Genomic DNA, 13658 nt, shown 5'->3' on the forward strand with positions numbered 1-13658 from the left:
TCAGTGTATCAAATTATGAAAAAGAGTGAAATGGAGGAGGTCCGTATGTGGAATTATGAAGCGGAGGAAGCAAAGGCTGTAATCATTATTGTGCACGGCGCGATGGAATATCACGGACGTTACGAGGCTGTTGCAGAAATGTGGAATCATATCGGCTACCACGTCGTGATGGGGGACCTTCCGTCACATGGAACGACTTCAAGAAATAGAGGACATATTGATTCGTTTGATGAATACATAGAGGAAGTTAAATTGTGGGTGAAAGAGGCAAGAAAGTATCGGTTACCTATTTTTCTATTCGGTCATAGTATGGGCGGTCTTATCGTCATTCGTATGATGCAAGAAACGAAGAGAGAAGATGTAGACGGCATTATTTTAAGTTCGCCATGTTTAGGGGTAGTGACTGGACCTTCAGCACCGCTTCAAGCTGCCTCAAAAATATTAAATATTATCGCTCCAAAATTGCAATTTGCAACGAATCTTACAGTGGAAATGTCAACTCGTAATCATGAAGTGAGAGACGCGATGGAGAATGATTCATTGTTCTTGCGCAAAGTATCAGTACGTTGGTATAGTGAATTGATTAAGTCTATCGAAATTGCTCATAAAAAAATAGATGATTTTCCAGATGTTCCGCTCTTGCTAATGCAAGCTTGTGAGGATAAACTTGTAGATAAAACACGTGTCCGCACTTGGTTTGATAATGTTAAAATAAGTGATAAGGCTTTTAAAGAATGGCCGAATTGTTATCACGAGCTATTAAATGAGTATGAGCGTGATGAAATTTTGAGTTATATTCAGTCATTTACTGAAATGCATGTCAATAATATAGTAAAAACAAACAAATAAATCATTATTTGTACATTTAATAGAGGAGATGAAGGAAGAAGTGAACGTACCGAGTAATCCCATAACGCTCATGGCGAAAGTATACCGTGATGTGTTTCCGGTTGTACACCATGAGCTAGCGATGTGGAAAGAGCGTGCCTACCATATTCCGAATGATGAGCTTCATAGTCAGGCAATCGCAAGTATTGAGCATAAAACGTTTCATTGTGAGGGCGGTGGCATTTTAGCTCTGCTAGCAAATGAACACCGAGAAGAATGTATTCGTTTTATCGTAGCGTATCAAACGATCAGCGACTATTTAGATAATTTATGTGATCGCAGTACATCACTTGATCCAAATGATTTTGCCGCACTGCATGAATCGATGTTAATGGCATTATCACCTGAAGTAGAAGGCGGCGGTAATTATTATCGTTATCGTGATGATCAAGATGATGGTGGTTATTTAGATGAACTTGTTGAAACATGCCAAGATGTTTTAAAGAAAACGAAGCACTATGACAAAATTGCTCCTGTTCTTCATGAACTTGCTTGTTATTATTGTGATTTGCAAATTCATAAACACGTGAAATTAGAAGAAAGAGAGCCGCGCCTGAAAAACTGGTTTGAAGCACATAAAGAAAACTTACCTGAGATGAGTTGGTTTGAATTTTCAGCATGTGCCGGTTCTACACTTGGAATTTTCTGTCTTGTCGCATATGCATTTCATGATGAATTACATGATGAAGATATTGCGAAAATTAGACAAGGATACTTCCCTTACGTACAAGGACTTCATATTTTGCTTGATTATTTCATTGATCAAGAAGAAGACCGTATAGGCGGAGATTTAAATTTCTGTAGTTATTACGAAAACGAGCAAGTGATATTAGATCGTATGAAACATTTTGTAGAAGAAGCAGAGAAGAGCATTGGTGATTTGCCTCATGCGAAGTTTCATCGTCTCATAAGCCGAGGATTACTTGGTATTTATTTATCAGACCAAAAAGTATCAGCACAAAAGAATATGCACAAAATGGCACGGCGCATTGTAAAATACGGAGGTCTCACTTCACGATTCTTCTATTGGAACGGGAAGATGTACCGAAAGAAAACGGCGCAGTGATGAAGAAAACCACTCATGTAGAGTGGTTTTCTTTGTTATAATATGGTAAAGGTGGTGGCGGAAATGAAGAGATTGTTTCAAAAGCTATATGACCATATTGAGGTTACATTACTCGTGCTACTTTCCATTTCATTTGTAACTGGAATATATATGATGATGAATAGGCCAAGTGGTCCTACTATGATGGATTATGTGCCCCAGGTAATAATTGGCGTAATTATTATAGTAGATATCGTCTTTTTAATAAGTGGTAGAAAAAAAGAAAATAGTAAATAAAAAAGCATTTGTACAAGGGAGTACAAATGCTTTTTTACTATGAGCGTATTTTTGAAAATACATATATAAGAAGTTCAATCGCAAAAATAACTAAAACAGATAGTCCGAATAAAGGCATGACAGCGCCTAGTATAACCATCATGATAAAGAAAACGAATATGCTTTTCTTATCTCTTTGCTTTGGCGGTGCTGCTAATTTTCCTTTCGGCTTTCTTGCTAACCACATTTTTACTCCGTAATAAATGAGAAGTAATAAAGATAATGTCGTTAGTAAGCATAATATTTTATTTGGCCATCCGAATAAATGTCCTTCGTGAAGCGGGATACCGTAAGTGAACCATTGTGCAAGTAATCCATAATCACGATAGTCTGTTTTCGAAATGAGTTCCCCGCTATATTGATTAAAGTAAGCTGTTATTTCTTCATTTGGTGCAACATGCATACCTGTAATACCAGAACCGCTTGATTTCGAAACTGTGAATACGCCTTTCGGATCAGCTGGTAGTGAGATAACGTATGGCTTCTTTATTTCAATTCCTTTTTGTAATTCATCGACAGAAATAGCTTTCGGTTCATTTGAATCCGATTCAGGAGGAGCTGCTTTTCTTGTTGCCCATGGCAATTCTTTTACCTTTGATTCAGGCGGCGCCATATACAATTTCGGATATCCGAGCGATTCATTCGACGATGCGATTTTATAAATTTGGTTACCCATAAATCCTGACCATGGCAATCCAGATGCGACTAGCAGAACGAGTGGAATTGTAAATATAATACCGATAATAGAATGACGTCGTTTTGCTTTTTCTCGCTTATTGGATGCCGGTGTATTTTTGAATTGGCGTATACTCATGTACAACCCAGTCACAATTAAGAATATTGTCCAGCATGCCGCAAGTTCTACAGTATAGTTGATGACAGTGCCACCAACTAAAAGAGAACTATGTAATTCCCGCATTATATTGGCAAACGTTTCACTTGCGTTTTGATCTCCGACAATTTGATTATTGCTATCTAAATACACATATTTTTGTTGTCCCGTATACTCATTTGCAATCGTAAGTCTCGTATTATAATCCCCATTAAACTCGCTAATTTTTGCCACGCTATAATGTGGATATTTTTTCTCTGTTAAGGAAATAGAATCAGCCATCGAAATAGATTCTGTTTGGGCGCTCTTCCCAAAATATAAATCTTTATAGATTAAATCTTCAACCTCTTCCCGAAATAAATATCCAATGCCACTCAGTGACAACGTAATAAGAAGCGGCGTAATAAAAAGCCCAGCATAAAAATGCCAACGCCAAAAAATGTAATGAAGCGAACGATTTACTTTCATACTTTCAGTTCCCCTAACCTTCCCTATATGAATAAATTCCTCATTTTAATATAGCGAGATTAAGTGTGATTACTTTGAAAGAATTGTGAAGAAAGTTAAAAGTTTATGGGATTTTTATTAAACATAAAACACATTTTAGAAGGAGTGTTTTCTATGTTTATGAAGATCTCTTTATATTTGATAAGTACATCCTAACAACCGCTTTCGCAAGACATTGAGAAGAATCAACAAAATCCTCACTAGCCACAACATTCAAATCAGTACATGCGATAATTGCGGTAGCTACTTCATCCTTCAACTGCACAACGAGTGCGCTCCATAATTTGCGAGCTTCTTCAACTTCTCCGCTTTTAATATACGTAATAATTTGATTAATCATCGTTTGCCATTTTTCATAATGAATGTACTCTATATTACGTTTTGCAATCCCATCTTGATAAATACCAGACTGGATTGTCGCTTCTGTTGCGAGAAGAGCGACTCTTTTTGTATTTTTAGGAATTGCTTGTAACGTCTCATCGACTATATTTAAAATTGGAATGGACAGAGAATGCTGTAATTCCTCGAAATAAAGATGCGCCGTATTGCACGGCATAGCGATAAAGCTTGCGCCAGTACTTTCAAGCTTTTGTGCTCCTTCAATAATTGCTTTTTTCATCGCTTCGTGATCAATAGGGCGATCCATGTAAAACGGTGTTGGACATGAATAAATCATCATATGAGGAAAGTCCATATCATGCTTTGCTCCGTATATTGTTTTGCAATTTGCTACAACTGTATCGACGAATGGCCCAGTCGATTTTGGTCCCATTCCTGCTAGTATTCCAATCATTGTTTCGTCTCCTTTAAGAATGTTTATATCCATTATATAGGAAAATAATAAAAAGACGTGCAGTGAATGCACGTCTTTTTTGTTACGTTTTGTCGAACAATCGATATATCCGAGAAATCGTTGATATATTGTAAGTTATGATAGATATATATCGAAAAAATCGTTGATATATTACCCCGCATTAACGGGCAGTAAAACTCCCACCTTAAAATTCGGCTGGAGCAAAGAAATTAGTTGGGAGATAAACTGCCCATAAATGCCCGATTGGTTCAACTAATGATCAGTGGGGGATTCCCCCCACTGATTAAAGTTTCACTTTATCGTTTCTCAATCGCCACAATAAATGGTGGGTTATTTTGCTGGTTAATGAAGCCATATCGCAGTACGTGAGCTTGTTTTTGGTCTAGTTCTTCGGCGAATTTGAGAACAGCGTCGCGTTCTACTTGTCCTTCTGGATGTCCGTGGTAAATGACAAGGACGATGATACCTTGAGGCGTCATTACTTCTAGTAATTGTTCAATTGCTGAAATTGTTGAGTTCGGTTTTGTGACGATATGTTTGTCTCCGCCAGGAAGGTAACCTAAGTTGAAAATTGCGCCTGTTACTTTTCCTTTTGCACCTTCTGGTAATACGGATAGGAGTGTATCGTGACTATCATGAACTAAAACAGTACGTTCGAAAAGTTCTTTTTCTTTTAGACGAGTTGTTGAGCTTTCAATCGCCTCTTTTTGAATATCAAATCCAAATACTTTTCCGTTATCGCCAACGATTTCAGCTAGGAAGCAAGTGTCATGGCCGTTTCCTAAAGTTGCATCTACAGCGTAATCGCCTTCTTTTACTGCCGTTTGCAAGAGAGTGCGAGCAAACGGTAATACACGTTCTAATTTCATTTTTGTTTCTCCTCATTTGCATATTTTCCTTGCCAGCTTCCGCGGCGTACAAATTCTGCATCAATGGAATTTAATACTTCCCATTTATTTAAGCTCCACATTGGACCAATCATTAAATCAGGTGGACCGTCACCTGTGATACGGTGCACAATTACGTCTTCTGGAATAATTTCAAGTTGGTCAACAACGAGATTTACGTAATCCTCAAGAGAAAGGAATTCTAGTTGTCCTTTTTCATATTGTTTCACCATTGGTGTTCCTTTTAATAAGTGAAGTAAGTGGATTTTAATTCCTTGTACATCAAGCTTCGCAACTTCACGAGCTGTTTCCATCATCATGTCGTAATCTTCAAGTGGAAGGCCGTTAATAATATGAGAGCAAACTCGAATACCATGCTTGCGTAATTTATTTACACCTTCCACATAAGACGGATAATCGTGAGCGCGGTTAATAAGGTTTGCAGTTCGTTCATGAACAGTTTGTAGTCCGAGTTCAACCCAAAGGTATGTGCGTTTATTTAAGTCCGCTAAATATGCAACAACATCGTCTGGTAAACAATCTGGACGAGTTGCGATAGAAAGACCGACAACGTCTTTTTCTGCTAGAAGCGGTTCGAATTTTTCTTTTAACACTTCAAGTGGTGCATGTGTATTTGTGTACGCCTGGAAATAAGCGATACATTTTCCGTCTTTCCACTTTGAGCGCATTTTTTCTTTCATTTCATGATATTGCGTTATAACATCATCGCGGCGATTGCCAGCGAAGTCACCAGATCCAGCAGCACTGCAAAATGTACAACCGCCATAAGCAACTGTACCATCACGGTTCGGGCAATCGAAGCCAGCATCTAATGAAACTTTAAAGATTTTTTCACCAAATTCATTTCGTAAATGGTAATTCCATGTATGATAACGTTTATTGTCGTTTGTATATGGAAAAGGGTTTTGAACCTTCATTATTTTCCCTCCTAAGCCGAGTCAAAATGAAACAAAATACATTATAACATACTCATAAGGTTTAGATGGAAGGGACACACTAAAGGGGAATTGAAGCAAGGAGGGACAATTATGGCAGAGCGTCAATCACTTGAATCGTATATTACACAAGCGGAACAAGCGGTGGAATATGCGAAAGAACAATTAGACCAAGGCATGAGACAAGAGCATTACAATACGATGGAGTATTCGGATGCGCAGTTACAATTAGAACAAGCATATAACGATTTACAAACGATGCAACAACATGCGAATGATGAGCAACGTGAGCAGTTAAATAGAGCACGTATGGCAATTCGCCAATTGCAACATCAAATGATTATTACACCCCACTAATAAGGAGTGAATGTAATGGCGAAACGTTCAGATCAAAATAACCCAGAGCAAAAAACGCAAAATGGACATAACGCAGAGTTTTCAAATGAACTTGATCCGATTGTTCAAGTAAAACAGCGTAACAGTAAAAAAGGACAACCGCAAAAATCGAAACAATCAGAGTAAACCAGGTCGAAATATGACCTGGTTTTATTTTGTTATATGACAATAATGTAAGATTGCTGTAAGGTTTGCCGATAGTTGTAAAATCACATTTCCAGTAGAGTAAGGGAGGATTACATTTTAGACAAGGAGTTGCTTTATGAGGAACAATATTACAAATAAACGAATTGATGAGTTAGATTACATTCGTGGCTTCGCACTACTGGGGATTATTTTAGTAAATATTCTTGCACTACTTAACATTAAAATTCCAGATCCTAATACAGTAGATGCCAGCTATCAAAGGTTTCTATACTTATTTGTAGAAGGTCGTTTCTTCTCAATTTTCTCATTCTTATTTGGAGTAGGATTCTATATCTTTATCTCTAGAGCAATTGCGAAGGGGAAGAATGGATATATTCTATTTCTACGCCGCTTAGTGGCACTATTTATTTTCGGTTTGATTCATTACATGTTTCAGCCTGGAGAAGCATTAACGTTATATGCAATTTGCGGGTTAATCGTTTTGCCATTTTATAAAGCGAAAAAACAAGTGAACTTAGTTATTGGTCTTATTTTAACAATTGTTTTTAGTGTAATGGGTGTTAAAGAACTATTACCACTTGGCTTAATTTTATTAGGACTTGCTGCAGGACAATATCGTGTATTTGAAAATCTCACGCAGAACATAAAGAAAGTCGCTATTTTTACAGGTGTTATGTTTGTTTTAAGTGTCGTAGCTGTATGGTATCAATACGGGCACGTGCCTGCTGATCCATTTGTAAATATGATACTAATGAATGAAGATGGAACAATGGACGCTGCAAGCCAATTTTTAAAAATTGGTGTTACAGTGGGACCAATCATTTCAGCTTTCTATGTTGGAGCGTTAATTTTATTACTTCAATTAAAACCAGTTCAAACATTATTAGCACCACTGAAATATTATGGACGTATGGCGTTAACAAATTATATTGGACAAACTGCAATGATTTTAATTGCCGGTAGTGTATTTAACTTTGCAGGAAACTTAACATACATGCAGACGTTATATGTGTGTATCGCAATTTATGCGATTCAAATTGTATTTAGTATGATTTGGATGAAAATCTTTAAGATGGGTCCACTAGAATGGATTTGGCGTGTTATTACGTATTGGACGGTAACACCTTTAAAGAAATAAAGTGAAACTTTAATCAGTGGGGGTCTTACTGCCCATTAAAGCGGGATAAAGAAAGAAGTGGGCTGTTCCTTTTGCGGAACAGCCTATTTGTATTGTCAGTTTTTGTCGGTAAGTCGATATATTTTGAAAATCGCTGATAAAAGTGAGGGAATCGCCGATATAATTTCATTTATCGATTTACTGTGTCAAAAAACGAACTAGTAGTAAAAGCCAAGCTTACAAGCACACCTTTTTTATATTACAAAAGTGTAAGGTAAATGTAATGTTAACAAATAGCAGTTCATCGCCAAAAGGCGCAAAATAGGTAATGGAAAAACAAGCGTAGGAGGATATATATGACGAAACCAGTTGTAGACGTGAAAAACGTTCAAAAAGTGTACGGTAAAAAAGGTGAGAATCAATCACACGCGTTAAAAGGTGTTTCATTCTCAATTCAAGAGGGTGAGTTTGTAGGGATTATGGGACCATCTGGTTCTGGTAAAACGACATTATTAAATGTAATTTCAACGCTGGATAAAGCAACGGGCGGCGTTGTTGAAATTGCAGGTACGGATATTACAAAAATGAAACAAGGTGAGCTTTCAGATTTCCGTTCACAAAAGTTAGGATTCATCTTCCAAGATTTTAATTTATTAGAAAACTTATCTATTTATGAAAACATCGCACTTCCACTTTCCTTGCAAGGTGTTCCATCACGTAACATTGGACCAAAAGTCGAGAAAGTAGCGGATATGTTAGGAATTACAGAAATACTTCAAAAGTACCCATCTGAAGTATCTGGTGGGCAAAAGCAACGTTCGGCAGCAGCGCGTGCTTTAGTGCATGAGCCTGCAATTATTTTAGGGGACGAGCCAACAGGAGCGCTTGATTCTAAAAATGCAGCGAGTTTACTTGATGCGATGACAAACTTAAATAAAGATCAAGGCGTATCTATTATGATGGTTACACATGATCCGTATAGTGCAAGTTACTGCCAGCGTATTTTATTCATTCAAGATGGTGAGCTATATAAAGAAATTCATCGAGGCGGTACACGTGAAGAGTTTTATAAAGAAATTTTAGACGTGCTTGCAGACTTAGGCACACAAAAAGCATAAGAAGGGAGGTTCTAGAGCATGTTATTTAAACTTTCCATGTCAGGGCTAAAAAGTAAGCTGAAAGATTATATCGTCTTACTTGTTGGTCTTGTCATGTCCATTTCAATTTTTTATATGTTCCAAACATTAGCGTTAAATGAGGCCTTCCTTAAGGAAAATTCTACTATTGGTCAAATTGGATTTGTATTCCAAGCAGGTTCATTTTTACTAGCTATTATAACGTTCTTCTATATTTTATATGCGAACTCTTTCTTACTATCTCTTCGTCAAAAAGAGTTTGGTATGTATATGATGTTAGGAGCAAAAAAGCATAAAGTTACATTACTTATGTTTATCGAAACAATCGTACTAGGTGCTGCGTCTCTTGCGATTGGTATTATAGTTGGAGTAGGCCTTGCAGAAGGTATCGGACAGCTATTAATGAAACAATTAGAATTTGCTGGTAAAGGCTATAAAGCATTTTATTTACCATCAATGACTGTTACTTGCATCTTCTTCTTTGCACTATTTGTATTATCCGCAATTATGAACAGTATTAAATTATCACGTATTTCTGTACTGCAACTTGTACATGCAGATGCACAAACAGAACGTGTTGCGGTAAAAGGAAAAATGACAGGTGTAGTTGCATTCCTTGCGGTTATTTTATTAGGAATGGGCTATGCATCAATGATTTACATGGAAAAACTAAGAGAAATGGGAATCATTATTGCATTAATTACAACAACAGCTGGTACTTACATGCTGTTTGGATCACTTCTCCCAGTCTTTATTAAAAAGTTAAAGGGTAATAAAAAGCGTAGTGAAAAAGGACTTAACGCTTTTACATTTGCACAATTAAATTTCCGTATTAATAGCCTAACAAAGGTACTTGCAACAGTAGCGATGTTAGTTGCTCTTGGAGCCGGTGCAATTTCAGGTGGTATGGCGTTTAAAAATAACGTTATAAAAATGGTTGATGGTTTAGTAATTTACGATTCAGTTGTTCATAATCCAACAGCTGAAGAAAAGAAAGTTTTAGACGGTATTACATTTAAAGAGAAAAATGAATATCGTTACAAAGTTGATAATAAATATGTTTACTATGTAAAAGAAGATTTAGAGAAAAATCGTCCTTTAGTAAGAGATATGGCAAAGATGAAATCGATGAAGGATTTAGTGAACACGAAGAAAGTTTCAGCAGAACTGCCAGTAGGTGCAGTTTCTAGAGAAATGAATGAAAAAGATGCGAATGCTAAAGCACTTCCAGAAGAATGGGATGAGGCTTTTAGAACAATCCAGCCATTCTATGTACATGAAGATCATGCAATTAAAATTGTAGATCAAAAAATGTACGATACTGTAAATGGTAAAGAAGGAATTGTATTTACTGGAAAAACAGATGATTTTGAAGCACACATAAAAGAATGGAAAAAACTTGACGAGTTGCAACTAGATAAATATAAAAATATAGCAATTGAAAGATTAGATAGTAAATATCGAGCTTACGACATGTTCTATGGCGTTGCGAGCGGAACAGTATTTATGGGCTTCTTCCTTGGAATTGCTTTCTTAGCAATGATGGCAAGTTGTCTTATGTTTAAAATTCTCTCTGGTGCATCAAAAGATATTACGCGTTATCAAATGCTTCGTAAAATCGGGGTGCGCCGTGAATTATTAACAAAATCAATTTATAAAGAGTTATTCTTAGTATTCCTATTCCCAGCAATTGTAGGTATTGCACACGTATTAGTTGGTATGAATATTTTCGGATTTATTTTAATCGATCCGTACTTCCGTATTTGGGTGCCAATTGTAATTTTCGTAGTTATTTACACGATTTATTACTTCATTACAGTTCAATTGTATAAAGGAATTGTTCTTCCTAAGGAAGATTAATAAAAAAAACCGAGCGAAACTGCTCGGTTTTTTTATTTTCAGAAAAAATACTTTGACGTTACTGAAATATATAATATAATGTAAATAAGTAACGTAATATAAAAGTAGAAGTAGCTGGATAGGGAAAGGAGGAATCCAATCTGTAGAAAGAAATTGAACTTTTATCCCCACATTTTTTACCGCAACGTATTTATACAATCGTAAGTTTCCACATTGAAAATTTTCAGAACCACCTGAGTATATTGTGAAAATAATGGATAACACATGGAAATCTCATAGCATGATAAGGTAAAATGGACAACATAATGAAAAAATTACCGTTCATAAGATGAGGAGAATACATGTATGGAAGTTGTAGAGCCATTAAAAGATATAAGCCAAATTGAGGCTATGAAAAAATATTTAAAAGAGCACTCCCAGCGAGATTATCTTTTATTTGTTATGGGAATTAACACAGGATTAAAAATTACAGAACTACTTAGTATGAAATTTGAAGATGTATTAAATGAAGATGGGACTGTTAAAGAGTTTTATACTCTTCCTGTGAAAGATGAAAAATTTAAACAAGATATTTATTTAAATACAAAAGTAAAAAAAGCGCTTTTAGATTACGTACAATCTATTGGCGTTAAAAGAGAAAATTACGTATTTCAATCTAATAAAACGCCAAATTCAATTACGCGCCAACAAGCGTATCGTGTAATTCATAATGCTGCAGAAGCAGTTGGAGTTGTTGGTAAGATTGGAACAAATTCAATGCGAAAAACGTTTGGATTTCATGCGTACAAAAGAGGGATAGCGATTGCGTTATTGCAAAAACATTTCCATCACGCGACTCCATCAGAGACGCTAAAGTATTTAGGTATCTCAAAGGATGAGCCCTTTAAAACGGAGATTGATGTCGATTTATAAAAGCCGTAACTAAAAAAATTAGGAGGCGGAAAATATGAATATTAGAGAGAGTGAACTGCCGGGTATTGGATGTAAGTTTGAAGTGATTACAAAAGGTAATGAAAAGATGGTTATCGTTATTCATGATGATGGCCGAAGAGAAATGTACCATTTTGATGCTGATCATGAGGAGAGTATTTCAAGCGTCTCTCTTCGTGATTCCGAAGCGAGACAAATTGCAGCTATATTGGGCGGAATGGTATATAGACCACAAGCTTTAGATACAATTGAAATGGCTTTTGAAGGATTATCAATTGAGTGGTTTAAGGTGGAAAATAATGCACCAGTCGTACAAAAAACAATTGGTAGTTTACATGTCCGAAACACATATAACGTAACGATTATTGCCATTTTGAAAAAAAATATGAAGAAGTTCTTTAATCCAGGTCCAGATTCTATCATTGAAGCTGGTGATATGCTCGTATTATCAGGCGAGAGACATGAAGTAAAAAGAATTATTAATGAGTTGCTTTCAGTAGGAGGGGATTCATAATCGATGGATACTTTAATCTTTGAAGTTGGAACTGCGTTAGTATTAGTCGCTTTTGCAGCTATTCTCGCTGCAAAGTTAAAGTTCTCGATTATTCCGTTTCTCATAATACTCGGCATGCTAGTGGGTCCCCATGCCCCGGATTTAGGGCTTATCGATTTAAGATTTATTGAAAGCGGAGAAGTTATTTCCTTCCTCGGCCGTGTTGGCGTTATATTCCTCTTATTCTATTTAGGCTTAGAATTCTCAATTAAAAAATTAATTAAATCAGGAAAATCAATCGCTTTTGGAGGAACTGTTCATATATCGCTTAATTTTATATTAGGTTTACTTTACGGATATATAATGGGTTTCCCCTTATTAGAAACATTAATTATTGCTGGGATCATAACAATTTCATCGAGTGCAATTGTTGCGAAAGTAATTGTTGATTTAAGAAGATCTGGTAATAAAGAGACGGAGCTAATTTTAGGAATCATTATGTTTGATGATATCTTTTTAGCGGTATATTTATCAGTGGTTTCAGGGTTAGTACTCGGAGGGGCAACGTCATTTGTAGGTGCTCTTACATCTATTTTAATCGCAGTAGGGTATATGTTATTATTCTTTATAGTTGCTAGAAAAGCTACACGATTTTTAAATAAAATGTTAGATATTTCGTCCAATGAAATTTTTATTATTGTAATATTCGCTATTTTGTTCTTTGTAGCAGGATTTTCAGAAACGATTCATGTTGCAGAGGCAATTGGAGCATTATTACTAGGACTCGTTTTTTCTGAAACAGAGCATAGTGATCGAATTGAACAGCTCGTTGTTCCGTTTCGTGATTTCTTTGGAGCTATATTCTTTTTCAGCTTCGGTTTAAGTATAGATCCATTTTCACTTGGCGGAGCAGTGTGGTTGGCATTAGGAGCAGTTTTCATTACTCTTATCGGTAATTTTACCGCTGGAATGGTTGCGGGGCGTAAAGCGGGATTATCGCATAAGGCTTCTACGAATATTGGTTTAACACTTGTATCACGCGGAGAGTTTTCCATTATCGTCGCGAATATTGGAATTGCGGGTGGCTTAATGGCAACGATTAAACCATTCTCAGCCTTGTATGTTTTAATATTGGCATCGTTAGGACCTTTGTTAACGAAAGAATCTGGGAGAATATATTCTTTACTAGATAAAATATTTAAATGGAGCGCTAAAGAACGTGCGAAGCGAGAAAAAGAAGCTGGATAGTACAAATAAGGGTGGACTGCATGAAAATTTCATGCAGTCCACCCTTTTATATATTGTTACTGTTGT

Annotated in this window: 15 protein-coding genes; 11 read left to right on the forward strand and 4 right to left on the reverse strand. The window is 36.3% G+C overall.

Annotation, left to right across the window (positions count from 1 at the left end; all coding sequences use genetic code 11):
* Positions 1 to 45 precede the first annotated feature (45 nt).
* The 3 genes from CGQ22_RS00740 (at position 46) to CGQ22_RS00750 (ending at position 2230) form a co-directional block, all read left to right on the forward strand.
* Positions 46 to 849, forward strand: coding sequence for an alpha/beta hydrolase (locus CGQ22_RS00740; protein WP_000267406.1), 804 nt, complete (start codon positions 46 to 48; stop codon positions 847 to 849).
* Positions 850 to 889: 40 nt separating this feature from the next.
* Positions 890 to 1954, forward strand: coding sequence for a tetraprenyl-beta-curcumene synthase family protein (locus tag CGQ22_RS00745; RefSeq protein ID WP_001102462.1), 1065 nt, complete (start codon positions 890 to 892; stop codon positions 1952 to 1954).
* 63 nt (positions 1955 to 2017) lie between these two features.
* Positions 2018 to 2230 (forward strand): hypothetical protein, encoded by a 213-nt coding sequence (locus tag CGQ22_RS00750; RefSeq protein ID WP_000825350.1) that lies wholly within the window; start codon positions 2018 to 2020, stop codon positions 2228 to 2230.
* Positions 2231 to 2267: 37 nt separating this feature from the next.
* Here the strand turns inward: CGQ22_RS00750 and CGQ22_RS00755 are convergent, their stop codons facing one another.
* The 4 genes from CGQ22_RS00755 to mnmL form a co-directional block, all read right to left on the reverse strand.
* Positions 2268 to 3569 carry a PepSY-associated TM helix domain-containing protein gene (locus tag CGQ22_RS00755; RefSeq protein WP_089148202.1) on the reverse strand — a complete coding sequence of 434 codons (1302 nt, stop codon included), beginning with the start codon at positions 3567 to 3569 and terminating at the stop codon, positions 2268 to 2270.
* Positions 3570 to 3726: 157 nt separating this feature from the next.
* Positions 3727 to 4401 (reverse strand): aspartate/glutamate racemase family protein, encoded by a 675-nt coding sequence (locus CGQ22_RS00760; protein WP_089148203.1) that lies wholly within the window; start codon positions 4399 to 4401, stop codon positions 3727 to 3729.
* A gap of 317 nt (positions 4402 to 4718) precedes the next feature.
* Positions 4719 to 5291: a tRNA 5-(aminomethyl)-2-thiouridylate-methyltransferase MnmM gene (gene mnmM / locus CGQ22_RS00765; protein WP_000764494.1), complete on the reverse strand. Its 573-nt coding sequence runs from the start codon at positions 5289 to 5291 to the stop codon at positions 4719 to 4721.
* On the reverse strand, positions 5288 to 6247 hold the full coding sequence (gene mnmL / locus CGQ22_RS00770; protein WP_000868042.1) for a tRNA modification radical SAM protein MnmL/YtqA: 960 nt from the start codon (positions 6245 to 6247) through the stop codon (positions 5288 to 5290). Before mnmL ends, mnmM begins: the two co-directional genes overlap by 4 nt.
* A 111-nt stretch (positions 6248 to 6358) precedes the next feature.
* Between mnmL and CGQ22_RS00775 the strand changes: the two genes are divergently transcribed.
* The 8 genes from CGQ22_RS00775 (at position 6359) to CGQ22_RS00810 (ending at position 13592) form a co-directional block, all read left to right on the forward strand.
* Complete coding sequence (locus CGQ22_RS00775; RefSeq protein WP_000840869.1) at positions 6359 to 6622, forward strand: YtzC family protein; 264 nt, start codon at positions 6359 to 6361, stop codon at positions 6620 to 6622.
* Positions 6623 to 6637: 15 nt separating this feature from the next.
* On the forward strand, positions 6638 to 6787 hold the full coding sequence (locus CGQ22_RS00780; protein ID WP_001129340.1) for a hypothetical protein: 150 nt from the start codon (positions 6638 to 6640) through the stop codon (positions 6785 to 6787).
* Positions 6788 to 6923: 136 nt separating this feature from the next.
* On the forward strand, positions 6924 to 7946 hold the full coding sequence (locus CGQ22_RS00785; RefSeq protein WP_001245422.1) for a DUF418 domain-containing protein: 1023 nt from the start codon (positions 6924 to 6926) through the stop codon (positions 7944 to 7946).
* Positions 7947 to 8281: 335 nt separating this feature from the next.
* Complete coding sequence (locus tag CGQ22_RS00790; RefSeq protein ID WP_000165843.1) at positions 8282 to 9043, forward strand: ABC transporter ATP-binding protein; 762 nt, start codon at positions 8282 to 8284, stop codon at positions 9041 to 9043.
* A gap of 18 nt (positions 9044 to 9061) precedes the next feature.
* A complete protein-coding gene (locus tag CGQ22_RS00795) occupies positions 9062 to 10921 on the forward strand; it encodes an FtsX-like permease family protein (protein ID WP_000897755.1) in 1860 nt (619 codons plus the stop codon).
* Positions 10922 to 11266: 345 nt separating this feature from the next.
* The gene (locus CGQ22_RS00800) at positions 11267 to 11833 is read left to right on the forward strand and encodes a tyrosine-type recombinase/integrase (RefSeq protein ID WP_000454232.1); all 567 of its coding nucleotides are present in this window, start codon (positions 11267 to 11269) and stop codon (positions 11831 to 11833) included.
* Between the two features lie 34 nt (positions 11834 to 11867).
* Positions 11868 to 12365, forward strand: coding sequence for a cation:proton antiporter regulatory subunit (locus CGQ22_RS00805; RefSeq protein WP_001026053.1), 498 nt, complete (start codon positions 11868 to 11870; stop codon positions 12363 to 12365).
* Between the two features lie 3 nt (positions 12366 to 12368).
* A complete protein-coding gene (locus tag CGQ22_RS00810) occupies positions 12369 to 13592 on the forward strand; it encodes a cation:proton antiporter (RefSeq protein ID WP_000380170.1) in 1224 nt (407 codons plus the stop codon).
* The last annotated feature ends 66 nt before the right edge of the window (positions 13593 to 13658 follow it).

It is taken from the genome of Bacillus sp. M13(2017), assembly GCF_002218325.1.
Classification (GTDB): domain Bacteria; phylum Bacillota; class Bacilli; order Bacillales; family Bacillaceae_G; genus Bacillus_A; species Bacillus_A thuringiensis_K.

Bases quoted from the DNA above. Each gene is read 5' to 3' on its own strand.
- CGQ22_RS00800 (WP_000454232.1), top strand. From the start codon at position 11,267: ATGGAAGTTGTAGAGCCATTAAAAGATATAAGCCAAATTGAGGCTATG.
- CGQ22_RS00790 (WP_000165843.1), top strand. From the start codon at position 8,282: ATGACGAAACCAGTTGTAGACGTGAAAAACGTTCAAAAAGTGTACGGT.
- CGQ22_RS00760 (WP_089148203.1), bottom strand. From the start codon at position 4,401: ATGATTGGAATACTAGCAGGAATGGGACCAAAATCGACTGGGCCATTC.
- mnmL (WP_000868042.1), bottom strand. From the start codon at position 6,247: ATGAAGGTTCAAAACCCTTTTCCATATACAAACGACAATAAACGTTAT.
- CGQ22_RS00805 (WP_001026053.1), top strand. From the start codon at position 11,868: ATGAATATTAGAGAGAGTGAACTGCCGGGTATTGGATGTAAGTTTGAA.
- CGQ22_RS00750 (WP_000825350.1), top strand. From the start codon at position 2,018: ATGAAGAGATTGTTTCAAAAGCTATATGACCATATTGAGGTTACATTA.
- CGQ22_RS00780 (WP_001129340.1), top strand. From the start codon at position 6,638: ATGGCGAAACGTTCAGATCAAAATAACCCAGAGCAAAAAACGCAAAAT.
- CGQ22_RS00775 (WP_000840869.1), top strand. From the start codon at position 6,359: ATGGCAGAGCGTCAATCACTTGAATCGTATATTACACAAGCGGAACAA.
- CGQ22_RS00740 (WP_000267406.1), top strand. From the start codon at position 46: ATGTGGAATTATGAAGCGGAGGAAGCAAAGGCTGTAATCATTATTGTG.
- mnmM (WP_000764494.1), bottom strand. From the start codon at position 5,291: ATGAAATTAGAACGTGTATTACCGTTTGCTCGCACTCTCTTGCAAACG.
- CGQ22_RS00795 (WP_000897755.1), top strand. From the start codon at position 9,062: ATGTTATTTAAACTTTCCATGTCAGGGCTAAAAAGTAAGCTGAAAGAT.
- CGQ22_RS00755 (WP_089148202.1), bottom strand. From the start codon at position 3,569: ATGAAAGTAAATCGTTCGCTTCATTACATTTTTTGGCGTTGGCATTTT.
- CGQ22_RS00810 (WP_000380170.1), top strand. From the start codon at position 12,369: ATGGATACTTTAATCTTTGAAGTTGGAACTGCGTTAGTATTAGTCGCT.
- CGQ22_RS00785 (WP_001245422.1), top strand. From the start codon at position 6,924: ATGAGGAACAATATTACAAATAAACGAATTGATGAGTTAGATTACATT.